We start from the raw sequence: 25,625 nt of genomic DNA on the forward strand, positions 1-25,625 counted from the left end.
TATGACCCACTTTATCCAACTACTCACTTTATACACTATCATTTGTTGAGATGTAAAAAAAAGTAAATTTTTTATTAATGATAATTACTCCACTCAAATACCTCTTGCGCCATTGCCCTACAATAGCCTTTCCGTTGGTTGCCAGTGTAGTTAATGCACTTAATTTCGAGCATTAACGTCACATGGCAGTCGGGCTGCGCCTTAGGCCACCTGAGAGCATCAGCAGTAGTGGAAAATCAAAAACTATAAGGGTAACGAAACTGAAGAGAAAACAAAAACAGCAACTCTGACATTCTGTGCAATGTCTTTGCAGCACTGTTCTTTTCAATCCCCAAACCACCCGCAAAAGAAAGACAGGAGCGTCTAACCCTCCCCCCTTCTACTGAAGATGCAATATTCCACACCATCTCAAATTATCGATATTACATGCTGCAATTTTAAAAAAAATAATCGAAAATTATTTTTATTTTTTAACTAACCATATCTACCTTTAGTGAATTTCATAAAAACGTCGAAAAACAAAACAATGTGCTTAGCGTCACATTTAAAATATTTTCACAGCATAAATGGTGCTATGTAATGTAATTTGCAAAGTGCTCGCGAGTTTTTAGGACCGATACTTTTTAAAGGAGATTTTGAATGAAAGAAATTTTGAGCTACCAAATGGATGCAGTGTCAGGCGGATGGAATGATCGAGATGGAAGCGGAAAAAGATCGTCAAGTAATGGCGGTTCAGGTAGCAATTCAAACGGAAACGGAGGAGGTCGGGATATACAGAGCGCTGCATATAATCTGTCGAACGAAGGAAGTGGTAGTGGGGCCTATGGATTTGGAAATTCAGGCTCAACCTCAGATTCGTCTCGATATGGTGGTAGCCGAGGTCGCACATCTGCTGACGGCCGCTAATACCTTGATGAACAAGAAACTAATCTTGCTCGTCTGCGCTAGAAATTGTAATTAAAATTTTGTCATTGCCTGTTTTTGTTATGTACCTCCTGACTACAAAAACAGGCAAATTATGGGTGGCAAGAAACTCAGCGCCCTCGTGGAAGCTCTCATCAAAGGTCTTAAAACTGAGGCGACTCCAATAGATTTTCTGTTTCTACCCACGTAATGTGGACATGGCGTTAAGCGAGATTCTGATTTTCAAAATATTCAGGGCTGATAACGCCGCATAGCCTTTGCCGTGTACCGCAGGAATAAGCGACCAGCCTGCCTCCGGGTGTACCAAAGCCGGGGTGAGATTTCGCTTAGCTTCCTGGAAACCAAACGACCCCACGAATTGCCCGCTCTGTTTTTCAAACAGCGCCCAGTAACCGTAGCCCAGCGCCTGCCAGTGACCAATATAACGCATCAATCGCGCCCAGCTCATTTCACCATCCTGCGGTTTTCCGCCGCCGATAAACTTCACCATCTCCGGATCAGACCAACAGGCAACCAGCGCCTCATAGTCGTCCAGCGTAAAATGGCGCAGGATAAGGCGTTCCCGTTTCAAGACGGGGGGCTTGAGTAATCATCATGACTCCGCTCAGTATTACTCTTGTAGTCGTTGTTTAAGGCCGGATTTGCAGGCGTAAATGATAGCGCAGAGCAGCAGGCTAAACAGCATAGTCCCCAAAAACACGCCCGCGCCGGTCAGGGTCAGCATAACGCCGCCAATCAACGGTCCCAGCGCAATGCCTAACGTCGTCAGGGTCGATGCCCCCAGGTACGCGCCACGATGCTCATCCGGTGCCAGCTGATCCAGCAAAATATTCAGGTTCGGCATCAAAATTGCCTCGCCGATGCTGAAAATAACCGTCACGCTCACCCACAACAGCGCATCCGGCGTACGGACGGACCAGAACAAAAGCTGCGAAAGCGCGAAGATAGCGCCCCCGAGCAAAATACGATTAGACAGACTCACCTGAGCCAGGAAGCGAACCAGGAAAAGTTGGGCAATAAGTACCGTACAGGCGTTCGACACCAGAATCAGCGTAATTAACTTTACGGCCGCCTCAGCGTCCAGCGTCAGCAAATAAAGCGGCACCACGGACTCATAATGTACGAAAACCACGGCGCACAACGTGCTGCAAAGCAGCGCCGCGACAAACAGTTTGTCCCGGGCGATGATCAGCATCACATCGCGTAATCTGACCCCAGCTTTGTGCTCGCTTTCGTTGGCCACCAGCTTGCCTGCGGGAATAAACAGTAAGGTATAAATAAGCAGAGGCAAATAGCTCACCGCGGTGATCACAAAGGTGCCTTTCTGCGAAGTCAGCCCGAACGCAATACCGACCAGTGGCCCGGTGACCGCCGCCACATTCACCAAATAATAACGAATCTGCAGAGCCAGAGCGCGACGACGGCGATCGCCCAGTAAGTCACTCATCAGCGCTCGCGTAGGCGGTTCTACCCACGCAAAACAGACACCAACAATCATTAGCCCAATGATAAATAACGCCATTCCTGTGGCCAGCCCAAGCAGAGCATAGCCAACAAACGACAGCGCACAGCCGAGGGAAAGCACGCCCCGGCGACCTAGCTTGTCCGACAGCTGCCCGCCATACATCCCCAACACAACCGCCAGAAGCGCGCTGCTGGTCATTGCTACGCCCACTGAGATCGGGGAGAGATGATAATTACGGGTCATGATCACCGTCATAAACGGCCAGGCCATAAAATAGCTAAAGCGAATCACCAGGGTAAAAAACAGCAGCGCAATTACCGTGGCCGGGAAGGTTTTGACCGTCGGCCAAAAACCGCGCGCAGCGTCCTCACGGACGGCATCGTTTGTCGTCATAAAGTGTCCTGTTATTTATCGTTATAGTGGAGGCGGGGCCGCTTACGCTGAGTAAGCGGTTAAATAGTAATAAGTTATTCCGTATTGGCTGGCAACGGAAATGTTACTGAAATGTTTATTTCCCCAGCTTGTCGTTTAAACCGTCAGCCGGGCAGCAAAAAATAGTGGGAAATTGTGACCAGCCGCTCAAAAAATGGCATTTCGTGCTGAGAATGTTTGGGGAGAGCCGGCGGCTGAACGCCGCCGGTAGAATCGCTACAGTTTTCCGCTAAGACGCTGATGGAAATCGGCGCTGTGGGTATCCAGACCAACAATTTCGACCTGAGTCTGATAACGCTGATACCGCGTTTCAATGGCATCTAATACGGCAACCGTGGAAGCATCCCAAATTTGCGCCTGGCTCAGATCGATCACCACCCGTGCCGGGTCGTCAGCATAATGAAAATGCTCGACAAGGTCGTTGCTGCTCGCAAAGAACAGCGGCCCACGAACCCGGTACGTCACTTCACTCCCGTCCGCTGCCAACTGCCGCTCAGCACGCACCACATGCGCAATACGACGGGCGAATAACATCATAGCGAAGATAACGCCCCCCAAAACGCCAAGCGCCAGGTTATCGGTATAAACCGTGATCGCGACAGTGGTGAGCATCACCAGCGTTTCCGGCACCGGCATACGGCGAAGTGTAACTGGAGAGATGCTATGCCAGTTCAACGTTTTCACCGCCACAATCATCATGATCCCGGCCAGCACCACCATCGGAATTTTCGCCATCACTTCACTCAGCACGGTGACCAGCAGTAATAATACCAGCGCAGCCGCCACGGTAGACAGCCGCGTACGCCCTCTTCCCAGCTCAACGTTGACGATGGTTTGCCCAATCATGGCGCAGCCCGCGATGCCGCCATAAAAACCGGCGAAGATATTCGACACACCCAGCCCCCAGCATTCGCGCCGCTTGCTTGAAGGAGTATCGGTGAGATCGTCCACCAGCCTGGCCGTCAGTAAGGACTCCATCAGGCCAACAAAAGCAATACTCAACGCACAGGGCCAGATAATACGCAGCGTCTCAACGTTAAGCGGCACTATCAGTTCCGTTAATCCAGGTAAGCCGGCTTTCATCGGCCCGCTGTCACCTACCGTGGGCATTATCCATCCCATGGCGATGCTCAGCCCGGTCACAAGAACAATCGCCACCAGCGGCGAAGGCACTGATTTAAGCACTTTCGGTAACAGTAAAACGACGGCGAGCGTCACGGCGAACAGGCCCCAAACGAGAGGCGATTGCCCCCAGACATGAGGCACCTGAGCAAAGAAAATAAGAATACCCAGTGCATTCACAAACCCGGTCATGACCGAAAGCGGGATATAACGCATCATTCGCGCCAGCCCGCTCACGCCAAACAGGATCTGGATCCCGCCCGCCAGCACCACCGCAGGCAGGATATAACCTACGCCGTACTGATGAACCATCGGGGCAATCACCAGCGCCACCGAGCCGGCCGCCGCGGTGACCATTGCCGGACGGCCACCCAGAATCGACATAGCAAAACAAAGCACGATCGAGGCAATCAGGCTGACCTTCGGATCCACGCCCGCAATCAGGGAAAAAGAAATCACTTCGGGGATCAGGGCCAGCGCGGTGACGACCCCGGCAAGCACTTCACGCTGGATGAGCCGGGGTGAGCGAAGCACGGCGCGCAGGCTATTCTCATGCGCATGTTGCGCGGCCAGTTCAGTTTGATTTGTCATAATGGGATGCAGGCTTATTATCAGGAACGCCGCATTTCTCAAGGAATGCGGTCAGCGAGGCCGAAAGTGTAGCGTTGTCCCGGCAGTGATGCGAGTTTTTGTGACTCACATCACTAGTCTGGATGACGCGCCTGCTCAGCACTCTCGTTTGCGCAACAAAAAATTAACAAATTGAGTAAAAAACGCTGGACGGCAAGCTATCAAGGTGTGGTATGGTTTTAGCGCACTGGTCAAGCCGAAGCGTTATGGGAAACGCTTACGCAAGCAGGCTGGCTAGTTTCCGAATAAAAAAAAAGACCGAACACGATTCCTGTATTCGGTCCAGGGAAATGGCTCTTGGGAGAGAGCCGTGCGCTAAAAGTTGGCATTAATGCAGGCTAAATCGCCTTGCCCCTTAAGAATAGATTACCGGCGCAGGTTTTCCAGTCCGCAACAAAAGTGGTCAGAAAAAAAGCGCAATAAAGGTGACTATTTATGCAAAAACAGCAATATCCCGTTGAGGTTATTGCTGTTTTTTTATGGCAAAAAATGCGTGCTTTTTATTCACCGCAAAGCTTTTGCGCACGCTCAATGAAGGGTTCGAGACTCATCTTCTGGCCAGGATGCTGCGGATCGTCCACCTGAATAACGCTGATGGGCTGCCCGCTCGTTTTACCGCTCTTAATCTGCTGCTCGGCAATGGCGTTCAGTGGGTACTGCATCAGCGTACTTGGATTGATGGCAAACAACGCATTCCCCGCTCTGCAGCTCAACATCACCTCTTCACGGTTGAACGCCCATTTGTCTTTACCCACCTCAAACCGGCTCACGGTGATAATTTGCGGGGCAGCCAGCGCAGAACCCGCGCAGGCCAGCAGCAGTAAAGTCAAAATGCTCTTTTTCATGAATCTCTCATATAACCAGTTTGCGCCGTCAGAACGGCTCCCAGGTAGCATAGATGCTGACAAGCAGCAGTACTCCTACCGATAAAATCACTTCCAGCCACGTAAGCTGAATAAATCTTCGCTGAGCATCGGCCTGAACAGCGTCGAAACGCGGCACCAGTATATAGCGGTTGATCAGCGCCAGCATAACCATCACGAGCACCAGCGCAACCTTCAGCGCCAGCAATCGAACATAGCCACTTTCCAGCGGCAGCGCCCAGCCCAGGATAAGCAAGCTATTCACCACGCCGGTCACCAGTACCGCAGCCACTGCAAGATGCCCGTAGCGCGAAAAACGCATCATTGCCGTAATCGCCGGAGTACGCCAGCGCGGCTTATGCGCCATATGCATACAAACCAGCAAAGGCAGAAGTCCGCCTACCCACCAGCCCGCGCTCAGAAGATGAATCGCATGGTTCATCCGCTGAAAGACACCCAGCGCGCCGTCGTGCATGGCTGCATGCCCGACGCCTGCCAGCATAATGAGCTGAGCCGCGGCTAACAGCAGTAATAAACCCGGCATTGCCCGTGGAGCGATCAGCACAGCGGCCAGCGTAGCCACGCCGAGCAATATCTGCCATATCCATACCGAGCCAAAGCGAGTCGTTAACACCGCCTGCCAGATATCCGGCGAGAGTGTATCGCGCCAGCCGTCACCCATTTGCCCGGCCTGGGCCATGAATAGCAGGCCGGCGCTAATGAGCGACAGCCAGACGGCAGGCCGCCACTGTGCTCTGAGGCGACGCACAAGCACGGGCTTAAACTGCTGCGGGGCAAGGAGCGAACAACAGATGGCGCTGCCAAGCAGCACCATCAAGGCAGTGAAATGGATAAAACGCAGCGCGATGTAGAACGCCGACAGCATGGCGATTATTTCACGGAGAAGTGGTAGTTACCTTTGGTTTTGTGCCCATCGACCGACACAACATGCCAGTCTACGGAGTAATCACCCGGTTTCAGGGCTTCTTCAACCGGCACAATCAGCTGTTTGTTGTCGGTCTCAGCAACCTTCACTTTCCCGGTCTTCACGGCAGATTTCTGCGGGCCGGTCACGGTCACGCCGCTGAAGCCGGGCTCCACGCCCTCAGAGAAGCTCAGGGTCAGCGACTGCGGCGATGCGGTCACGGCAGAATCTGCCGCAGGAGACTGCTGCTTAAGGTGCGCGTGAGCAAACACGGCTGGAGAAACGGCCATAGCAGCGACAAATGCCGCCACGGTTGCGATGCGGGAGGAGATGAACGCCATATTAACTATTCCTTTTTGTTATGTGTTGAGGCGGCAAGGATACCCCCGCGTCAATACCAAGTCGAGACGGGAAAAGCTATTGTTGCTTGTCATCCGGGGCGCAAAACAGTAACTTCTGCGCTGACATTGCAGGAGGATATGATGAGCTACAATCTCGCCGATTTACCCCAGGAAGAAATGGATAAAGTTAACGTCGACCTTGCCGCTGCCGGTGTGGCGTTTAAAGAGCGCTATAACATGCCCGTTGTGGCCGAAATGGTGGAACGTGAACAACCTGAACACCTGCGGACCTGGTTCCGTGAAAAGCTGATTGCCTATCGTCTGGCCTCGGTTAATCTTTCCCGTTTGCCGTATGAACCAAAGCAAAAATAAAAACTTAAGAATTTTCTCTTTGATGCAAAACTAGTGCTACCCTCTTCCTTGTTCAGTTGACCACAAGCTTTGGCTCATCCCTCACGATTGCAGGACGCAATCGTTGGATGAAAGATTAAGGAAGAACCTATGCCACGCTGGAATGTTGCCGCTGCGCAATACGGTGCCGTTGCCGGAAATTATCAGGCCAACATCGACCACCACCTCGATTTCATTCGCTGTGCCGCCGAAGAAGGCATCGACCTACTGGTTTTCCCTCATCTCTCTTTATCCGGATTACGCCTCGACAATAACCCTCCGGCGTTTACCGATCCACTGTTCGACCCGCTCAGCGAGGCTGCTCGCAGCTACCATATGACCGTGATCGTCGGCATGTCGCTCAGTGACGAGGCGCATAGCGCAGCCGGTATGGTAGGTTTTCTGCCGGACGGGTCGCGTATCGCCTGTTGTAAACGTCCCTCTGAGGCGGCAGATATCAACGCGCAGCCTCCCGTCCCCCCACTTTTGGGGCAACGCTTTCGCAATATCGCGCTGGCCGTTTGCGCCCAGAGCGATGATGAAGCCTGGCCGCAAAGTGCGGCTAACATCGGGGCAGATCTTTACGCTACCGGCGCCGCGATGACAGAACTGAGCTACCAGCAAGACGAAATGTATATGCAGCGCTGGGCGCATAAATATGGGCTCACCATTCTGCAGGCCAATTACGCCTGGTCCGGGGCAGAACTTCGCTCTGCAGGCCGCAGCGCATGTTGGGATAATTTAGGCCAGCTCGTCGTCAGAGCCGACCAGGGCGAATTGCTGGCGATTGGCCGCCGGGATGAGAGAGGTTGGCACGGCGAGGTCATTCCTTTACGCTAGTCGCCTGAAGCCTGTTAACGGAGACTGCGATGCTGCGCATTATTGATACGGAAACCTGTGGATTACAGGGAGGCGTAGTGGAAGTGGCGTCGGTCGACATCATCGACGGCAAGATTGTAAACCCGATGAGCGATCTTGTCCGTCCTGACCGGCCAATAAGCCACCAGGCGATGGCTATCCATAAAATTACCGAAGAGATGGTGGCCGATAAACCCTGGATTGAAGACGTCATCCCCCGCTATATCGGAAGCCCCTATTACGTGGCGCACAATGCCAGTTTCGACAGCCGCATGCTGCCGGAAATGCAGGGCGACTGGATTTGCACGGTGAAGCTGGCGCGGCGCCTGTGGCCGGGCATCAAATACAGCAACATGGGCTTGTATAAATCGCTAAAACTGCATGTGGATACGCCTGCCGGGCTGCATCATCACCGCGCCTTGTTTGACTGCTATATCACCGCCGCCCTGCTGCTGAGAATTATGGATGTGTCCGGCTGGACCGCAGAAGATATGGTCACAATTACCGGGCGTCCGGCGCTGGTGACCACCATGATGTTTGGCAAATACCGGGGCAAACGCATTGCCGAAATAGCCGAAGACGATCCGGGTTATCTTCGCTGGATGCTCAACAACATCAAGGAGCTAACGCCGGATCTCCGCATGACAATAAAACATTACCTGGCCGCCAGCGCGGCCGATTAATGCACGCGCCCTGGCAGCGTCCCCTGCGTCAGGGCAATCAGGAAAGCAAACTCCAGCGCTACGCCTTCGTAAGATTTGAAGCGCCCCGACTTGCCGCCATGCCCGGAATCCATGTCGGTACAAAGCAGCAGCAAGGTCTCATCCCGCTTATAGTCGCGTAATTTGGCAACCCACTTAGCCGGCTCCCAATATTGTACCTGCGAATCATGCAGCCCGGTGGTCACTAACAAATGGGGATAAGCCTGCTCGCGAACCTGATCGTAGGGGCTGTATTGCTTCATATAGCGGTAATACTCTTCGTCCTGGGGGTTGCCCCACTCTTCAAACTCTCCGGTGGTGAGCGGAATTGACTCATCCAGCATCGTGGTTACAACGTCAACAAACGGCACCTGAGCCACCACGCCATGGAATAATTCAGGGCGCAGATTGATAGCCGTTCCCATCAGCATCCCGCCCGCGCTGCCACCCATCCCATAAAGCAGTTTAGGATCGCCATATCCCTGCCTGAGCAGCTCGTCGCATACGTCCAGATAGTCGTTAAAGGTATTCATCTTTTTCAGGTATTTACCGTCTTCATACCATTGCTGGCCCAGCTCACCACCGCCGCGTACATGGGCAATGGCGAAGACAAACCCTCTGTCCAGCAGACTTAAACGGCTGCTGCTAAAGTCAGCATCCATACTGCTGCCGTAAGATCCATAGCCATAGACCAGCAGCGGATTTTTACCCCGGCGAAAGTGTTTCCGGTGATAAACCAGTGAGACCGGCACCTGAACGCCATCCCGCGCCGTCACCCACAGATGCTCGCTGCGGTAATTGTTAGCATCAAAACCGGCAACCTGGGTTTGCTTGATAACCCGCCGTTCACCGCTGTCCATATCCAGCTCGAAAAGCGTATCCGGCGTCGTCATTGAAGAGTAACCGTAGCGCAGGTGGGAGGTCTCCGGCTCAGGATTATAGCCAAGCCAGGTGACATAGGCCGGATCGTCAAAAGCGATGCCCGTAGACTCACGCGTATGGCGATTAATCTGGCGCAGGCTGGTCAATCCCTGCTGGCGCTCGGCAACCACCAGCCAGTCGCGGAACAGCGTAAAGTCTTCAAGCATGACCTGTTCCCGTGCGGCAATCAGCGTTTCCCATTGTTTTTCGTCCCGCACGGCGCTGCGGTAGAGTCCGAAGTTTTTACCGTCTTTGTTGGAACGAATGTAGAACCCATGCTGGTAGTGATCGACCGTGTACTCATGATCTTTCCGGCGCGGGGCAAAGACTTGCGGCTCGGCGTCCGCCAGTTCGGCATCCAGTAACAAAGCCTCACTCGTCGTCGCGCTGGCAAGATGAATGACAACAAAATGCTGGGAGGTTGTTTTATGCACGCTGACGTAAAAAGCGTCATCTTTTTCTTCATACACCAGTTGGTCATCGGCCACCGGGTGGCCCAGCGTGTGCCGCCAGACCTGATAAGGCAGTAAGGTTTTCGGATGCTTGCGCACGTAGTAAAGCGTGACGGAATCATTTGCCCAAACAAAACTGGTCGAGACGTTATTCAGCAACTCCGGATACCAGTTCCCGGTTTTCAAATTACGCAGGCGAATACCGAACTGACGGCGGGAGAGATAGTCCTCCGCCAGGGCCATCACGGCATTGTCCGGCGTAATGGCAAACCCGCCCATGGTGTAGAACTCGCTATGGGCTGCACGCTGGTTGGCATCCAGCAAAACGTCCCACTCGCCCCACTCTTCTCTGACCGCGGATTGCCGCTGATAAATCGCGTACTCATTCCCTTTGTCATAAACCTGACGGTAGCGATAGCCGTTCTTCACATAAGGGGCGGAAACATCGCGAGGTGGAACGCGAGCGATCATCTCTTTGAGCAGCTGATCCTGCAGCGCGCGCTGGCTCTCCATGATCGTTTTACCGTAATCGTTTTCCTGCTCCAGGTATTTCAGCACTTCGGGATCGGTGCGGTCATCATCCCGCAGCCAGTAATAGTTATCCGTGCGGGTATCGCCATGCAACGTCATAGCGTGAGGAACTTTTTTGGCTTTTGGCGGCATCACTTTCATCATTTTCCGTTTAACACCCCGTAAGGGTGGCAAATTCAGCCGGGCTTGCAAGCGGAACATGAAAGATAAAAGAAAATGCCGGGACAGACCCGGCACAAAGTAATGGCAGGAGGATTAAACCGGGAGCGGCTGTTTTTGCTGCTGAATGTCTTGCTCAATGCCGGAGCGGACATCCGGCGGGATGTTTAGTGCATCACCCAGGGCGTTTAAATAGCTACGTTCCATAAAGTGATCGATATCGATAGCCGTGCAGCTTAGGTAATAAAGCTCGAGCGCTTCTTCCTCGTTTCTCACGCCTTGCGCGAGCTGGTGAGGATCTAAAGGCCTGTCGATAGCTCGTTCGACAAGCGCTTTGCCTTCGCCGTCGATGCCGACTTCACGCAGCTGTTGCTCAATAAACTGACGCTCTTTTGCATCAATATGGCCGTCGCTTTTCGCCGCAAAAACCAGCGCAGTGATTAATCTTTCGGTACGAACATCAACCGACGAGTGCGGCTCGCTCCCGCCTGCGGAAGCGGGCTGGTTCTGACGAACCCGCTCCTTGTATTTGTTCCATAACACGCTCCCCGCCACGGCACCGCCGCCGACCAGAAGCGCACTGGTGCCGTATTTTGTTAACAGTTTGCGGGAAGATTTGCTCGCCAGCAGTAACCCGGCTAATCCACCCAGCGCCCCCGGCACCAGAAGTTTACCGATCCCTTCAGGACCATGACCGGCTGCAGGCTGTGAAGATTGAGGGGAATTAGATTGCCCCAGGAGCGACTGAAGCTGCTGTAACCAGTTATTCATGACGGAGATCCTCTGTTGACTTAACTCGTCGAGAGTAGGCCACAGGACGTCAAGAAACGTCGGACAGCGCTAAAGATGGGAAAAGAATCGCGCCGGCTGCCCGGCGCTTACCGCAGAACCGTATTACGCGGCTTTGGTGCGCTTGCGTCCAGGGTGCTCGCTGACGTTGTCTTCTGCCGCTGGCGATTGTTCAAGCGCTGAGGACTCCGCGTCTGGCTCAGACTGGCTTACTTCAGGCTCTGGCAGCTTGCCGTTTTTCAGCACGCCCGCCAGCAGATCCTTGTTTTCCGCCATCCACATCGCCAGGGTGTCGCTCTGCCCTTCATCCAGCGCAATCGGGCTTTGCTGCAGCCAGTCGCCGAGGACTTCAGCCAGATCCAGCATTTTGTCGTAAGCGTCAGCATCCTTTTTACTGGCAAAGGCCATTTTTTCTTGTCCCTCTCTCACTACAACATATTTAATCTCGACCGCCATTTTGCAGCTCCGTTTTACCTGTTTATTTATCCAGTATATCGCCATTCATTTTATCACACAAGCCGGAAAGCCGCTGCCAACGCAAACGTTTTCGTTTATACTGCAGCGGTCTTTTTCTTTGTTAAGGCTAAATCACATGTCAACGTTGGGAACCGCTCTGCGCCCGGCAGCTACGCGAGTTATGCTGCTGGGTTCCGGTGAATTGGGTAAAGAAGTGGCCATTGAATGCCAGCGCCTCGGGGTAGAAGTTATCGCCGTCGATCGCTACGCAAATGCGCCGGCAATGCACGTCGCACACCGCAGCCACGTCATCAACATGCTGGATGCCACGGCGCTAAAAGCGCTTGTCGCCGCCGAAATGCCCGATTTTATCGTTCCTGAAATTGAAGCCATTGCCACCGATGCCCTGCTGGAGCTTGAAGCCCAGGGTCAGCGAGTGGTGCCGTGCGCCCGCGCCACCAAACTCACCATGAACCGCGAAGGGATCCGCCGCCTGGCCGCAGAAGAACTCGAACTGCCCACTTCCAGCTACCGCTTCGCCGACAGTGAAGCCGCTTTCCACCAGGCCGTGCAGGAAATTGGTTTGCCGTGCATTGTTAAACCGGTGATGAGTTCCTCCGGCAAAGGCCAGAGCTTCATCCGCACGGCCGACCAGTTGGCAAAAGCCTGGGAATACGCCCAGTTGGGCGGGCGGGCCGGGAAAGGCCGCGTCATCGTCGAAGGCGTAGTCAATTTTGATTTTGAAATCACCCTGCTAACCATCAGCGCCGTTGACGGCGTGCATTTCTGCGCGCCTATCGGCCACCGTCAGGAGGATGGCGACTACCGTGAATCCTGGCAGCCACAGCAGATGAGCGACATCGCGCTGGCAAAATCGAAAGAGATTGCTGAAAAAGTGGTTACCGCTCTGGGCGGCCACGGCCTGTTCGGCGTTGAGCTGTTTGTCTGCGGCGATGAGGTGATTTTCAGTGAAGTCTCCCCTCGCCCGCACGACACCGGCATGGTGACGTTGATTTCTCAGGATCTGTCTGAGTTTGCACTGCACGTTCGCGCCTTCCTCGGCCTGCCTGTCGGCGAAATTCGTCAGTATGGCCCTGCCGCATCGGCGGTGATCCTGCCAGAGCTGCATAGCGACAACGTTAAGTTCAGCAATGTAGGCGCGGCGCTGGGCGGTGGTTTACAGGTTCGCCTGTTTGGTAAGCCGGAGATTGCGGGTAAACGCCGTATGGGCGTGGCGCTGGCAACCGGTAACAGCGTCGATGAGGCAGTAACAAGGGCCGTGACGTCAGCCGCTCAGGTGAAAGTTGAAGGATAAAAAATCGCCCTCAAGTGAGAGCGATTGAATCATTGGGCCCGCGTACTGCGGGCTTTTTTATGGCTTACTGCTTAGCGCCTTCCACCGCTTCGCGGGCAAGCTTAGTGATACGGTCGTAGTCGCCCGCTTCCAGCGCATCGGCCGGAACCAGCCAGGAACCACCGATGCACAGCACGCTTTTCAGCGCCAGGTAATCGCGGTAGTTAGCCGGGGAGATCCCCCCGGTTGGGCAGAAACGCACCTGAGAGAATGGCCCTGCAATGGCCTGCAGCGCTTTAGTGCCGCCGTTGGCTTCAGCCGGGAAGAATTTGAACTCTTTCAGGCCGTAGTCCATCCCCAGCATCAGTTCTGAAACGGTGCTGATGCCTGGGATCAACGGAATAGTGCCTTCGGTCGCGGCTTTCAGCAGCGGCTCGGTCAGGCCCGGGCTGATGGCGAACTGCGCGCCCGCTTCAGTCACTTCCGCAAGCTGCTGTGGGTTCAGCACGGTACCCGCGCCGATGATAGCTTCAGGCACTTCTTTCGCAATCGCACGAATGGCATCGATAGCACAAGCTGTACGCAGCGTGACTTCCAGCACGCGGACGCCACCGGCCACCAGCGCTTTCGCCATCGGCACCGCATGCTCCAGCTTGTTAACAACAATAACCGGCACAACCGGACCGGTTTTCAGGATCTGTTCTGCTGTAGTTTTCCAATTTTTCATCTGAGCGCCTCTTAGCCACTTTTAATCTGTTCCGGGCAGTGCTGCCGCGGGTTTAAAATTTAATGCAGGTTGCGCCTTGTTCAGCGCCAGAAAGCTGTTCGCGCAATGCGCCGAATAACTCCCGACCGGTCCCTACGCGCTCAGCGCTGAGATCCGGGTGATAAGCAGTGCGCGCCGCAAGTACGGCTTCATCGACCAGCAACGTTAGCTCGCCCGTTTGGCCATTGACGCGAATAATGTCGCCATCCTGCACCTTCGCCAGCAGCCCGCCGTCATACGCTTCCGGGGTAACATGGATTGCGGAAGGCACCTTCCCTGAGGCACCGGACAGTCTTCCATCTGTCACCAGAGCAATTTTGAAACAGCGGTCCAATAATACTCCAAGCGGCGGCATAAGTTTATGCAATTCTGGCATGCCGTTCGCTTTTGGCCCCTGATGGCGGACGACAACAACGCAATCGCGGTCCAGTTGGCCGGCTTCAAAGGCGGGTAATACGTCATGCTGGCTTTCAAAAATAACCGCCGGCGCTTCAATCACCTGGTTATCTACCGGCACCGCAGAGGTTTTCATCACCGCCCGGCCCAGATTCCCGCTCAGCACTTTGGTTCCACCGTGGCGGGAGAACGGTTTTTCCATCGTGGCAATAACGTCGCTATCCAACGGCTGGCTCGCGCCTTCACGCCAGGCAAGCTGACCATTATCGAGCCACGGCTCCATGGTGTAGTGATGCAGGCCAAAACCGGCCACGGTGTTAACGTCTTCGTGCAGCAGGCCACCTTTCAGCAGCTCACGCATCAGCACCGGCACACCGCCCGCCGCCTGGAAGTGGTTAATGTCGGCGGGGCCATTCGGGTAGAGGCGCGCCAGCAGCGGCACAATTTCAGAGATCTCGGAGAAGTCGTCCCAGTTAATAATGATCCCGGCAGCGCGAGCCATCGCAACAAGGTGCATTGTGTGGTTAGTCGAGCCGCCGGTAGCCAGCAGTGCAACAATGCCGTTCACCACCACTTTCTCGTCGATCATTTTCCCGAGAGGCATCCATTCGTTGCCGTTGCCGGTCAGGCGAGTGACCTGGCGCGCCGCTGCGTCCGTCAGCGCGTGACGCAACTCAGCATCAGGCTGAACAAACGAAGAACCAGGCAGCTGCATGCCCATAAACTCAACCACCATCTGGTTGGTGTTCGCCGTGCCGTAGAAGGTACAGGTCCCCGGCGCGTGATAAGAGGCAGCTTCCGCTTCCAGCAGCGCAAGACGGTCAACTTTACCTTCCGCATAAAGCTGGCGAATGCGGACTTTTTCTTTGTTAGGTAAGCCGCTAGCCATTGGGCCTGATGGCACAAAGAGCGCAGGTAAATGACCGAACGACAGCGCGGCCATCGTCAGCCCCGGCACGATTTTGTCGCACACGCCAAGATAGAGCGCGCCGTCAAACATGTTATGTGAAAGGCCAACGGCGGTAGACATGGCAATCACTTCGCGGCTCAACAGCGAAAGTTCCATGCCGTCCTGGCCCTGAGTCACCCCGTCACACATCGCCGGAACACCGCCTGCAACCTGCCCCACTGCGCCCACAGAATGCAGCGCCTTGCGGATTTGCTCTGGATAATGTTCATACGGCTGATGGGCGGAGAGCATGTCGTTGTAGGACGTGATGATCGCAATATTGTTACGCAACATGCTTTTCAGCGCCGCCTTATCGTCCGGCTGGCAGGCAGCGAAACCATGCGCGAGGTTACCGCAGGCAAGTTCCGAGCGGTGAACCGTGTTGCTCCGGGCTTTCTCAATGCGTGCCAGGTAGGCTTCGCGAGTTGGGCGGGAGCGTTCGATAATACGCGATGTTACCCGTAACAAATTTGGATGCATAGAAGTTCCTCAGAAAGTGGCTGTTCTCCCGCATTGATATCGTCATGTTCGGGGCTGATAAAAGTAACTTTGTAGCCCATCAGACTTGATGTCGGGAGCAAAAACGCTTCAGCTAGTGTAAATAAAAAAGCCCCGCGGGTGAATCCACGCGGGGCTATTATTCATAAAAAACTATGCCACTTCTGTGTTAGATCATGTTACCGGTAAAATGAAGGCCATTTGTTAGCAATTTTTTACCGGTCATGTTCACAGCCTGTTATTCAAATTCGTTCCAGGAGTGCCCGTCACGGGTAATCATTGCTACGGAAGCCACCGGCCCCCAGGTTCCAGCCTGGTAAGGTTTCGGCGCATCGTTATCTGCAGCCCAGGCTTCGGTAATGGAGTCAACCCATTTCCACGCCTCTTCTACTTCATCACGACGTACAAACAGCGCCTGAATGCCCCGCATGGTTTCCAGCAGCAGGCGTTCATAGGCATCCGCCAGGTGAGACTCATTGAAGGTCTCGGAGTAGCTCAGATCCAGCTTGGTGGTCTGCAGGTTATGCTTGTGCTCCAGGCCCGGAACTTTGTTCAGGATCTGAATATCCACGCCTTCATCCGGCTGCAGACGAATAGTCAGTTTGTTCTGCGGCAATTCCTGCCAGGAATCTTTAAACAGATTCAGCGCAGGGTTTTTGAAGTAAACCACGACTTCAGAACATTTGGTTGGCAGACGTTTACCGGTACGCAGGTAGAACGGCACGCCGGCCCAACGCCAGTTGTCGATATCTACGCGGATAGCCACGAAGGTTTCGGTGGCGCTGGATTTGTTCGCCCCCTCTTCTTCCAGGTAACCAGGCACTTTCTTGCCCTGCGCAAAGCCTGCGGTGTACTGGCCGCGCACGGTTTTGTCACGCACGTTAGTGCGGTCAATGCGGCGCAGCGACTGCAGAACCTTCACTTTCTCATCGCGAATGTGGTCCGCGGTCAAGTCAGACGGCGGAGACATGGCAATCATGCACAGGATCTGCAGCAGGTGGTTTTGAATCATGTCGCGCATCTGCCCGGCCTGATCGAAGTAACCCCAGCGGCCTTCAATGCCCACTTCTTCGGCCACGGTGATTTCTACGTGATCGATAGTGCGGTTGTCCCAGTTGTTAGCAAACAGGGAGTTGGCAAAACGCAGCGCCAGCAGGTTAAGAACGGTTTCTTTACCCAGGTAGTGGTCGATACGGTAAACCTGGCACTCTTCAAAGAACTCACCCACCTGATCGTTGATCTGCTGGGAGGTTTCGAGGGAAGTTCCCAGCGGTTTTTCCATGACGACGCGAGCAGGCTTGGCGTTAAGCTTCGCTTTACCTAACCCTTTGCAGATAGCGCCAAAGGTGCTTGGCGGCATAGCAAAGTAGTTGATGGTGACGCGATTCTGCTGGTCGAGCATTTTGCCCAACTTGGTAAAAGCAGAGGTATCGTTGACGTCCAGGTTACAGAAATCCAGACGACCGCTCAGTTTGTCCCACAGGCTCTCGTCAATCTTCTCTTTCATGAAGGTTTCGAGGGCTTCGCGGACAACTTTGGTGTATGCCTCTTTATCCCACTCTGCGCGGCCAACACCCAGAATACGGGTCTCCGGATGGATTTGACCTGCTTTTTCCAGCTGATACAGGGATGGCAACAGTTTCCGGCGCGCCAGGTCGCCTTTTGCACCGAAAATGACCAGGTCGCACGCCTGGGCTGTTTGCGTTACCGCCATGTTTGTCTCCTCGTTTCGGATATCCCGGCTGTTACCGGCCCTTTGGGGCCCGGATAGCATTAAGCCAGGCACGTCTTGTAATTTTATTACGCTGCAATGTACTGCTTTTGCTGAATTGAGGACAACCGTTAACCCCGGTTTGACCGCCTCAATTGCTAACTTTTCCCACAATGCCGCACTAAAGCGTCATTTACTGGCGTTTTTTTGTGCGATGTAACCGTTGCCAAAGTTAGACACCGATCATGTAATGAAAAAAAACAACAACATTACCTGGGCAACTCGCCCCTATCACATTTTAGCAAGCGTATATTCTTGCTAAATCGGCCCACGATTTCTTCTGTTGCTGAAATCGCTAAAACCCATGAGTGCCCGCCTTTATGAATATGCTGGAAAAAATCCAGTCACAGCTGGAACACCTTAGCAAATCGGAACGCAAAGTCGCAGAAGTGATTCTTGCTGCACCCCAAGACGCCATTCACTCCAGCATCGCGACGCTTGCCCGCAGCGCGGACGTCAGCGAGCCCACCGTGAACCGCTTTTGCCGTCGCCTTGAAACCAAGGGCTTCCCTGATTTTAAACTGCATTTAGCTCAGAGTCTGGCGAATGGCACGCCGTATGTAAACCGGAATGTTGATGAAGATGATAGCGTCGAGTCCTATACCGGCAAGATATTTGAATCCGCCATGGCAAGCCTTGATCGGGTTCGTCAGTCGCTGGATATGTCTGCAGTGAACCGGGCCGTCGATTTGCTTACCCAGGCAAAGAAAATTGCCTTTTTTGGGCTCGGATCTTCCGCTGCCGTCGCGCACGACGCTACCAACAAGTTTTTCCGCTTTAATGTCCCGGTGATTTACTCGGATGACGTTGTTATGCAACGTATGAGCTGTATGAATTGTACCGAGCAGGACGTGGTGGTGCTTATCTCTCACACCGGCCGGACTAAAAATCTGGTTGAGCTGGCCCAGTTAGCCCGTGAAAACGATGCCATTGTGCTCGCCATCACATCGGAAGGCAGCCCGCTGGCCCGTGAGGCGACGCTTTCTCTGCTGCTGGATGTGCCAGAAGATACTGACATTTATATGCCGATGGTGTCTCGCCTGGCGCAGTTGACCGTCATTGACGTCCTGGCAACGGGCTTTACTTTGCGCCGAGGGGCAAAATTCAGGGATAACTTGAAGCGAGTCAAGGAAGCGCTCAAAGAATCGCGCTTTGATAAAGAACGCCTTCTCTCAGGCGATGAACGTTAAATTTTGATAACAAAGCTGTAACTTATTAGGCTCTTCGGTTACGTTGTCATGGGTGTTCACAGCACATCCTGACCTACCGAGTTTTTGTTCACGCAACACCAAGTTGTTTCAGTCAACGGAGTAATACATGTCCAGACGGCTACGTAGAACCAAAATCGTTACCACCTTAGGCCCGGCAACCGACCGCGATAATAATTTAGAAAAAATTATTGCCGCCGGCGCTAACGTGGTGCGAATGAATTTCTCCCACGGTTCAGCTGAAGACCATCAGCTGCGTGCAGATAAAGTGCGTGAAATTGCCGCGAAACTGGGGCGTCATGTGGCGATCCTCGGCGATTTGCAAGGCCCTAAAATTCGCGTATCTACCTTCAAAGAAGGCAAAGTATTCCTTAACCTGGGCGACAAATTCCTGCTGGATGCCAACCTCGGCAAAGGCGAAGGCGATAAAGAGAAAGTGGGCATCGACTATAAAGGCCTCCCGGCCGACGTTGTCCCAGGTGACATCCTGCTACTCGACGATGGCCGCGTTCAGCTCAAAGTGCTGGAAGTCCAGGGCCTGAAAGTGTTTACCGAAGTCACCGTAGGTGGCCCGCTGTCTAACAACAAAGGGATCAACAAGCTGGGCGGTGGTCTCTCTGCCGAAGCGCTGACCGATAAAGACAAAGCCGATATCGTGACCGCTGCAAAAATTGGCGTTGATTACCTGGCCGTGTCTTTCCCGCGCTGCGGCGAAGATTTGAACTACGCACGTCGCCTGGCGCGTGATGCGGGTTGCGATGCGAAAATTGTGGCCAAAGTAGAACGCGCGGAAGCCGTCTGCGACGAAGCCGCAATGGACGATATTATTCTCGCCTCTGACGTGGTGATGGTTGCCCGCGGCGACCTGGGCGTAGAAATCGGCGACCCGGAGCTGGTTGGCATCCAGAAAACGCTGATTCGTCGTGCACGTAAGCTGAATCGTGCCGTGATCACTGCCACGCAGATGATGGAGTCGATGATCACCAACCCAATGCCAACCCGTGCGGAAGTCATGGACGTGGCAAACGCCGTACTCGACGGCACCGACGCGGTGATGCTGTCTGCTGAAACTGCGGCGGGTCAGTACCCGGCAGAAACCGTCGCGGCAATGGCGCGCGTTTGTCTGGGTGCAGAAAAAATCCCAAGCATTAACGTTTCCAAACACCGTCTCGACGTGCAGTTCGATAACGTTGAAGAAGCCATCGCGATGTCCGCGATGTATGCCGCTAACCACCTCAAAGGGGTTACCGCCATCATTTCGATGACCGAGTCCGGGCGTACCGCACTGATGACGTCTCGCATCAGCTCTGGCTTGCCTATTTTTGCGCTCTCGCGTCACGAACGCACGCTGAACCTGACGTCACTGTATCGCGGCGTAACGCCGGTTTACTTTGACAGCGCAAGCGAAGGCGTGGCTGCCGCTAACGACGCGGTAAACCTCCTGCGTGATAAAGGCTACCTGATTTCTGGCGACCTCGTCATCGTTACCCAGGGCGACGTGATGAGCACCATTGGCACCACCAACACCACGCGTATCTTGTGCGTTGAGTAAACGTTAGCAGGCGTCCCCCGCCTGCTTTCCCCAGAGACACCCTCCTTAAATCAGCGGCGAGTGCCTGACGGTACTCGCCGCTGCGTTCGCATGCCCTTTTATCCTCCCTGGAGTTATCACGAAATTGTTAACTCTTGAGGAGGATTTAGTAAGTATTCTTTTTATAAAGTGCAGGCATATGTCCATGAGGAGCCCCGTCAATTCCGCCCGGCTCTCCGTTCTCACTCTGACACAGGAACATCATGATGCTGGTCATTATTCTTGCTTATCTGGGCGGCCTGTTAACCATTGCCAGCCCTTGTATCCTGCCGGTACTGCCGTTTGTTTTTGCACGATCCGACCAGCCGTTTGTCCGCACAGGGCTACCGCTACTGGCGGGCATGGCGTTAACTTTTACGTTATTCGCTACTCTGGCTGCCGTCGGCGGTGGTTGGGTCGTCGCGGCTAACCAATATGGCCGCGGCGTGGCATTAGTGTTGATGGCGGTTTTTGGCATCACGCTGCTATTCCCTCGCCTGGCTGAGCGCGTCATGCACCCTCTGGTTAACGCGGGTAACTCGCTGTCCAACCGCGTGGCACCGGGCCAGCCAGCAGGTCCGGGCGCTTCATTTTTACTCGGCATTGCAACCGGGCTGCTTTGGGCGCCTTGCGCAGGCCCCATTCTGGGGCTGGTCCTGACCGGCGCGGCTCTGCAGGGGGCAAATGTAGGCTCAACGCTGCTGCTGTTGTCTTATGCCGCAGGCGCGGCTACTTCGCTGGCACTTGCGCTTTTGATAGGCGGCAAAGTATTCAGCGCCATGAAACGCTCTCTTGGCGTAGGGGAATGGATCCGTCGCATTCTGGGCGCAGGGATGTTACTTGGCGTCGTCGCTATTTCTTTTGGCCTGGATACAGGCGTACTGGCCCGACTTTCTACAGCATCAACCGGCGGCATCGAACAAGCGCTGGTGAAACGCCTCTCACCGGACAGCACCACGGCCAATGCCCCCACGCCCACTTCCGTGGTGAAAACGTCAGATGATGACGCCATTCCAACGCTGACCGATGCTGGCGCGATGCCTTCGTTGAGCGGCGCGACGCAGTGGCTCAACTCGCCACCACTGACGGCTGAATCGCTGAAAGGCAAAGTTGTCCTCGTCGATTTCTGGACTTATTCATGCATTAACTGCCTGCGCTCTTTGCCGTATGTGAAAGCCTGGGCCGAAAAATATCGCGATCAGGGCCTGGTAGTGATTGGCGTGCACGCGCCGGAGTTCGCTTTTGAGCGTGACGTCAATAACGTCACCAAAGAGGCAAAGAAACTAGGCGTCACATATCCCATCGCCATTGATAACGATTACAGCATCTGGCGGGCATTCAATAACCAGTACTGGCCTGCGCACTACTTTATTGATGCCAGCGGCCATATTCGCTACGAGCACTTTGGCGAAGGCGATTATGCACAATCCGAACGCGTTATTCAGGAACTGCTCCGTCAGGCGGGTGCTAAAAACGTTAACAACGGCATCAGCACCGTTTCTGCCAGCGGCGTAGAACAGGCAGCCAGTGGCCAGAATGATATCTCCCCAGAGACCTACCTGGGCTATATGCGGGCGCAGAACTTTGCCTCTGGCGAAGTCACCGGGGATAAACCGGCTGACTACAAAAAACCTTCCGCACTGCCGCTGGACAGCTGGGGGCTCGAGGGTAACTGGACCATCGGCGGGGAGAACATCACGCTTAATCGCCCGAATGGCCGCATTGTTTACCAGTTCCATGCTCGCGATCTGCACCTTGTTCTTGGCCCGGGTGCAGCAGGCAAGCCGGTGCGTTTTAAAGTCACGATCGACGGCCAGGCCCCCGGCAGCGTCCACGGTTCAGACGTTAACCCGGACGGCAGCGGCACGGTGACGGAACAACGCCTTTACCAGCTGATTCGCCAGTCGAGCGGCAGCGGCGAGCACACATTCAGTATTGAATTTGAAGATCCGGGCGTGAACGCCTATGCCTTCACGTTCGGTTAACCGGGGAGCATTACGATGAAACCGTCACTATTTTCGTCCACCAAACGCCGGGTAGCATGGTTTAGCGCTCCTGCGCTTATCGTCGCGGCACTTGTTTTTCAAAATACGGCCTGGTCCGAAGCCGAGCGTGCGGTGGCGATCCCTGCGCCACTGCAGGATGAGTCGCCCACGGGCCAACATCTTGAAACCGCCGTCTTTGCCGGGGGATGTTTCTGGGGTGTTCAGGGAGTCTTTCAGCATGTTAAAGGAGTGACCAGCGCAATATCTGGCTATACGGGCGGTAAAGCACGGACGGCGAATTATGAGACGGTAAGCATGGGGATGACCGGGCACGCTGAATCCGTGCAGGTTATTTTTGACCCGACCAAAGTGACCTATGGTCAGCTATTACAGGTCTTCTTTTCCGTCGCGCACAATCCCACGGAGCTAAACCGCCAGGGGCCAGATTACGGGCCGCAATATCGTTCTACCGTTTTTCCGCTCAGCGAATCACAGGCGAAGGTGGCAAAAGCGTATATCGCGCAGCTTAACGCCAGCCATAAGTTTAGTGCGCCGCTGGTCACCACGATTGAAGAACATGCCCAGTTCTATCCGGCAGAGAAATACCACCAGAATTTCCTGAACGACAACCCAAACTACCCTTACATCGCGATCAACGACATCCCGAAAGTCGAGCAGCTTAAACAACTCTTCCCAACGCTGTGGAACAAAGATCCGGTGCTGGTGAAAGGGTGAAAAAAACCGCGCCAGTGAAAGACAGTGGCGCGGTTTTCCATGACGCAATATGCGCTATTTTTTCTTTTTCGGGTACAGCTCATCCCGGCAGTACGGCTCTATCTCGCCCTCTTTACGGGTCTTCAGAAGCTTGAGGATCCATGTATATTGATCCGGATGCGGGCCAACCAGCAATTCCACCTCTTCGTTCATCCGGCGGGCGATGGTATGGTCATCGGCCTCGAGCAGGTCGTCCATCGGCGGGCGAATAAAAATATCCAGCCGGTGAGTGTCGCTGTTATAAACCGGGAACAGCGGGATCACGCGTGCACGACAGACTTTCATCAGGCGGCCAATGGCCGGCAGCGTAGCCTTGTAGGTCGCGAAGAAATCAACAAATTCGCTGTGTTCTGGGCCATGATCCTGATCGGGAAGATAGTAACCCCAGTAGCCCTGACGAACGGAACTGATAAACGGTTTGATGCCGTCGTTGCGGGCATGCATCCGGCCGCCAAAACGACGACGCACCGTATTCCAGACATAGTCGAACAGCTGGTTGCCCTGGTTGTGGAACATCGCCGCCATTTTCTGGCCTTCAGAGGCCATCAGCATGGCCGGGATATCGACGGCCCAGCCGTGCGGCACCAGGAAAATCACGTTTTCCCCTTTCGCCCGGATCTCGTCGACTATCTCTTTGCCGTGCCAGTCCACTCGAGCCATGACATTCTTCGGGTCACGCAGCCCCAATTCCGCCATCAGCACCATTGCCTGCGGCGCCGTGGCAAACATGCGATCGATGATGGCTTCACGCTCGGCTTCGGGTAAATCCGGGAAGCAGTAAAGCAGGTTAATTTGCGCCCGGCGTCTGGCGCTTTTGCCCAGACGCCCCGCTAAGCGCCCAATTTTCCCCAGCAAAGGATCCCGGAGTCCCGGGGGAAGAAGCGCCAGCCCCACAAAAGCGCCAACGCCAAGCCATGCCCCCCAGTAACGCGGGTGCAAAAAGGCTCTTTGAAATTCAGGGATAAACTCACTGTGGTTTTTTTTTGCTTTTTCCATGCGGCTCTCAGTAGTTCGCCAGCGGTCTGGCGAGACAAATTTATCGTTATTTTAGCGGGGTAGCGGCCAGCAGACAAAAGAAAAAGCCGGTTACAAGAACCGGCTTTTCGTCAAAGGGGAAAATCAGTCGATGCGCAGCTGCGGCAGTACGTCTTTAACCTGCGCCAGGTAATCACTGCGATCGGAGCCGGTCAGGCCCTCAGAACGCGGCAGCTTGGCCGTCAGCGGGTTAACCGCCTGCTGGTTGATCCACACTTCATAGTGCAGGTGCGGGCCGGTAGAACGCCCGGTATTGCCTGACAGTGCAATACGGTCGCCGCGTTTCACTTTCTGGCCAGGTTTCACCAGCAGCTTCTTAAGGTGCATGTAACGGGTGGTATAAGTCCGTCCATGACGGATAGCCACGAAGTATCCTGCGGCCCCACTGCGCTTCGCCATTACCACTTCACCATCGCCCACGGCCAGCACAGGCGTCCCCTGCGGCATCGCAAAATCAACGCCTTTGTGCGGCGCGACGCGGCCGGTCACCGGGTTAAGCCGACGTGGATTGAAGTTCGAGGAAACGCGGAACTGCTTCACGGTTGGGAAGCGCATAAAACCTTTGGCCAGGCCAGAGCCGTTACGATCGTAGAACTTTCCATCTTCAGCGCGGATAGCGTAGTAATCTTTGCCGTCGCTGCGCAGGCGTACGCCGACCAGCTGGCTTTGCTCACGCTTACCGTCCAGCATTTCGCGAGACATTAACACGGAGAACTCATCGCCCTTTTTCAGCTTGCGGAAGTCCATCTGCCACTGCATCGCCTTGATAACGGAGCTGATTTCAGCGCTGGTCAAACCGGCATCACGCGCGCTGGAAACAAAACTTGCGCCTACGGTACCTTTCAGTACGCTGTTAACCCAATCGCCCTGCTGGGTTTCGCTGCTCATTTTGAAACCGTTATCAGCGCGATCGTAGGTGCGCGTTTCGCGGCGCGACATTTCCCAGGTCAGACGCTGTAAATCACCGTCTGCGTTAAGCGTCCAGGAAAGCTGCTGACCAATTTTCATGTTTCGCAGGTCTTTATCAGCGGAGGCGAGCTGGCTGATGTCACCCATGTCGATACCGTACTGATTCAGAATGCTGCTTAACGTATCGCCGGTGGAGACGACATATTCATGAACGCCCGCTTCGCCGGAGGTTTTATCATCCAGCTCATCCTGAGGCAGGGTGTCATCTTCGGCGTCCGGGGACTGATCGAGGGGTTCGCTTGCTTCCGGCAGCAGCGAGTGTATTTCGCTTTTTTGAAGTTCGATGGTCTTGATTATCGGACTGGACTGCGGATGGTAAATTGACGGTCGCCATACCGCGACCGCCAGAGTGAGAACCGTAAGCGACCCCAGCATAACGCGATGGGGCCGTGATAGATTGTCAAATGCCATGGCGACAGAGCGGGCTATCTGTTGCACGTATTCACTTCCT

22 protein-coding genes and 1 pseudogene are annotated in these 25,625 nt (G+C 54.4%); 9 read left to right on the forward strand and 14 right to left on the reverse strand.

Translation table 11 applies throughout. The features are described from left to right. The first annotated feature begins 688 nt into the window (after positions 1 to 688). Positions 689 to 961: a hypothetical protein gene (locus tag LH86_RS17665; RefSeq protein WP_039304071.1), complete on the forward strand. Its 273-nt coding sequence runs from the start codon at positions 689 to 691 to the stop codon at positions 959 to 961. A gap of 195 nt (positions 962 to 1,156) precedes the next feature. Here LH86_RS17665 and LH86_RS17670 read toward each other — a convergent pair. The 6 genes and pseudogenes from LH86_RS17670 to yobA all read right to left on the reverse strand — a co-directional run. Continuing rightward, positions 1,157 to 1,517: pseudogene (locus LH86_RS17670) on the reverse strand (GNAT family N-acetyltransferase); the annotation flags it as partial. 17 nt (positions 1,518 to 1,534) lie between these two features. Further along, positions 1,535 to 2,782, reverse strand: a complete 1,248-nt coding sequence (locus LH86_RS17675; protein ID WP_039304074.1) for an MFS transporter — start codon at positions 2,780 to 2,782, stop codon at positions 1,535 to 1,537. Between the two features lie 255 nt (positions 2,783 to 3,037). Continuing rightward, positions 3,038 to 4,534 (reverse strand): SulP family inorganic anion transporter, encoded by a 1,497-nt coding sequence (locus LH86_RS17680; protein WP_039304078.1) that lies wholly within the window; start codon positions 4,532 to 4,534, stop codon positions 3,038 to 3,040. A gap of 539 nt (positions 4,535 to 5,073) precedes the next feature. Next, entirely contained in the window at positions 5,074 to 5,418 is a 345-nt protein-coding gene (locus tag LH86_RS17685) for a YebY family protein (protein WP_039304081.1), read from the reverse strand. 28 nt (positions 5,419 to 5,446) lie between these two features. Next, on the reverse strand, positions 5,447 to 6,322 hold the full coding sequence (gene copD / locus LH86_RS17690; RefSeq protein ID WP_039304084.1) for a copper homeostasis membrane protein CopD: 876 nt from the start codon (positions 6,320 to 6,322) through the stop codon (positions 5,447 to 5,449). A gap of 5 nt (positions 6,323 to 6,327) precedes the next feature. Further along, positions 6,328 to 6,702, reverse strand: a complete 375-nt coding sequence (gene yobA / locus LH86_RS17695; protein ID WP_039304087.1) for a CopC domain-containing protein YobA — start codon at positions 6,700 to 6,702, stop codon at positions 6,328 to 6,330. Positions 6,703 to 6,843: 141 nt separating this feature from the next. On the opposite strand from yobA, the gene LH86_RS17700 reads away from it, so the two are divergent. The 3 genes from LH86_RS17700 to exoX all read left to right on the forward strand — a co-directional run bounded on the left by LH86_RS17700 (position 6,844) and on the right by exoX (position 8,633). Next, complete coding sequence (locus LH86_RS17700; RefSeq protein WP_008453979.1) at positions 6,844 to 7,074, forward strand: DNA polymerase III subunit theta; 231 nt, start codon at positions 6,844 to 6,846, stop codon at positions 7,072 to 7,074. 129 nt (positions 7,075 to 7,203) lie between these two features. After that, positions 7,204 to 7,932: a carbon-nitrogen hydrolase family protein gene (locus LH86_RS17705; RefSeq protein ID WP_039304090.1), complete on the forward strand. Its 729-nt coding sequence runs from the start codon at positions 7,204 to 7,206 to the stop codon at positions 7,930 to 7,932. Positions 7,933 to 7,961: 29 nt separating this feature from the next. After that, entirely contained in the window at positions 7,962 to 8,633 is a 672-nt protein-coding gene (gene exoX / locus LH86_RS17710) for an exodeoxyribonuclease X (RefSeq protein WP_039304092.1), read from the forward strand. Here the strand turns inward: exoX and ptrB are convergent. The 3 genes from ptrB to LH86_RS17725 form a co-directional block, all read right to left on the reverse strand. Continuing rightward, on the reverse strand, positions 8,630 to 10,687 hold the full coding sequence (gene ptrB, locus LH86_RS17715) for an oligopeptidase B (protein ID WP_039306359.1): 2,058 nt from the start codon (positions 10,685 to 10,687) through the stop codon (positions 8,630 to 8,632). The genes exoX and ptrB overlap by 4 nt on opposite strands. Positions 10,688 to 10,810: 123 nt before the next feature. Next, positions 10,811 to 11,485, reverse strand: coding sequence for a tellurite resistance TerB family protein (locus LH86_RS17720; protein ID WP_039304095.1), 675 nt, complete (start codon positions 11,483 to 11,485; stop codon positions 10,811 to 10,813). 123 nt (positions 11,486 to 11,608) lie between these two features. Then, positions 11,609 to 11,959 carry a YebG family protein gene (locus tag LH86_RS17725; RefSeq protein ID WP_039304098.1) on the reverse strand — a complete coding sequence of 117 codons (351 nt, stop codon included), beginning with the start codon at positions 11,957 to 11,959 and terminating at the stop codon, positions 11,609 to 11,611. A 136-nt stretch (positions 11,960 to 12,095) separates the two neighbouring features. Here LH86_RS17725 and purT point away from each other — a divergent pair, with 136 nt between their 5' ends. Beyond that, on the forward strand, positions 12,096 to 13,274 hold the full coding sequence (gene purT, locus LH86_RS17730; RefSeq protein ID WP_039304101.1) for a formate-dependent phosphoribosylglycinamide formyltransferase: 1,179 nt from the start codon (positions 12,096 to 12,098) through the stop codon (positions 13,272 to 13,274). A gap of 64 nt (positions 13,275 to 13,338) precedes the next feature. Here purT and kdgA read toward each other — a convergent pair whose 3' ends face one another. From kdgA to zwf, 3 genes are all read right to left on the reverse strand, one after another. After that, positions 13,339 to 13,980, reverse strand: coding sequence for a bifunctional 4-hydroxy-2-oxoglutarate aldolase/2-dehydro-3-deoxy-phosphogluconate aldolase (kdgA, locus tag LH86_RS17735; RefSeq protein WP_039304103.1), 642 nt, complete (start codon positions 13,978 to 13,980; stop codon positions 13,339 to 13,341). Positions 13,981 to 14,032: 52 nt separating this feature from the next. Then, on the reverse strand, positions 14,033 to 15,844 hold the full coding sequence (gene edd / locus LH86_RS17740; protein ID WP_039304104.1) for a phosphogluconate dehydratase: 1,812 nt from the start codon (positions 15,842 to 15,844) through the stop codon (positions 14,033 to 14,035). Positions 15,845 to 16,100: 256 nt separating this feature from the next. After that, positions 16,101 to 17,576 (reverse strand): glucose-6-phosphate dehydrogenase, encoded by a 1,476-nt coding sequence (gene zwf, locus LH86_RS17745; protein ID WP_008453964.1) that lies wholly within the window; start codon positions 17,574 to 17,576, stop codon positions 16,101 to 16,103. Between the two features lie 377 nt (positions 17,577 to 17,953). Here zwf and LH86_RS17750 point away from each other — a divergent pair, with 377 nt between their 5' ends. The 4 genes from LH86_RS17750 to msrA all read left to right on the forward strand — a co-directional run bounded on the left by LH86_RS17750 (position 17,954) and on the right by msrA (position 23,131). Continuing rightward, the gene (locus LH86_RS17750) at positions 17,954 to 18,823 is read left to right on the forward strand and encodes a MurR/RpiR family transcriptional regulator (RefSeq protein WP_008453963.1); all 870 of its coding nucleotides are present in this window, start codon (positions 17,954 to 17,956) and stop codon (positions 18,821 to 18,823) included. Positions 18,824 to 18,950: 127 nt separating this feature from the next. Beyond that, positions 18,951 to 20,393 carry a pyruvate kinase gene (pyk, locus tag LH86_RS17755; protein ID WP_008453961.1) on the forward strand — a complete coding sequence of 481 codons (1,443 nt, stop codon included), beginning with the start codon at positions 18,951 to 18,953 and terminating at the stop codon, positions 20,391 to 20,393. 242 nt (positions 20,394 to 20,635) lie between these two features. Continuing rightward, the gene (locus LH86_RS17760; protein WP_231562702.1) at positions 20,636 to 22,396 is read left to right on the forward strand and encodes a cytochrome c biogenesis protein DipZ; all 1,761 of its coding nucleotides are present in this window, start codon (positions 20,636 to 20,638) and stop codon (positions 22,394 to 22,396) included. Between the two features lie 15 nt (positions 22,397 to 22,411). Continuing rightward, on the forward strand, positions 22,412 to 23,131 hold the full coding sequence (gene msrA, locus LH86_RS17765; RefSeq protein ID WP_039304106.1) for a peptide-methionine (S)-S-oxide reductase MsrA: 720 nt from the start codon (positions 22,412 to 22,414) through the stop codon (positions 23,129 to 23,131). A gap of 54 nt (positions 23,132 to 23,185) precedes the next feature. Here the strand turns inward: msrA and lpxM are convergent, their stop codons facing one another. Both lpxM and mepM read right to left on the reverse strand, forming a co-directional pair. After that, complete coding sequence (gene lpxM / locus LH86_RS17770) at positions 23,186 to 24,166, reverse strand: lauroyl-Kdo(2)-lipid IV(A) myristoyltransferase (protein WP_039304109.1); 981 nt, start codon at positions 24,164 to 24,166, stop codon at positions 23,186 to 23,188. Between the two features lie 123 nt (positions 24,167 to 24,289). Beyond that, positions 24,290 to 25,612 (reverse strand): murein DD-endopeptidase MepM, encoded by a 1,323-nt coding sequence (gene mepM, locus LH86_RS17775; RefSeq protein WP_039304112.1) that lies wholly within the window; start codon positions 25,610 to 25,612, stop codon positions 24,290 to 24,292. Positions 25,613 to 25,625 lie beyond the last annotated feature (13 nt).

Origin of the sequence: Cedecea neteri, assembly GCF_000758325.1 — a bacterium.
Lineage (GTDB): Bacteria > Pseudomonadota > Gammaproteobacteria > Enterobacterales > Enterobacteriaceae > Cedecea > Cedecea neteri_B.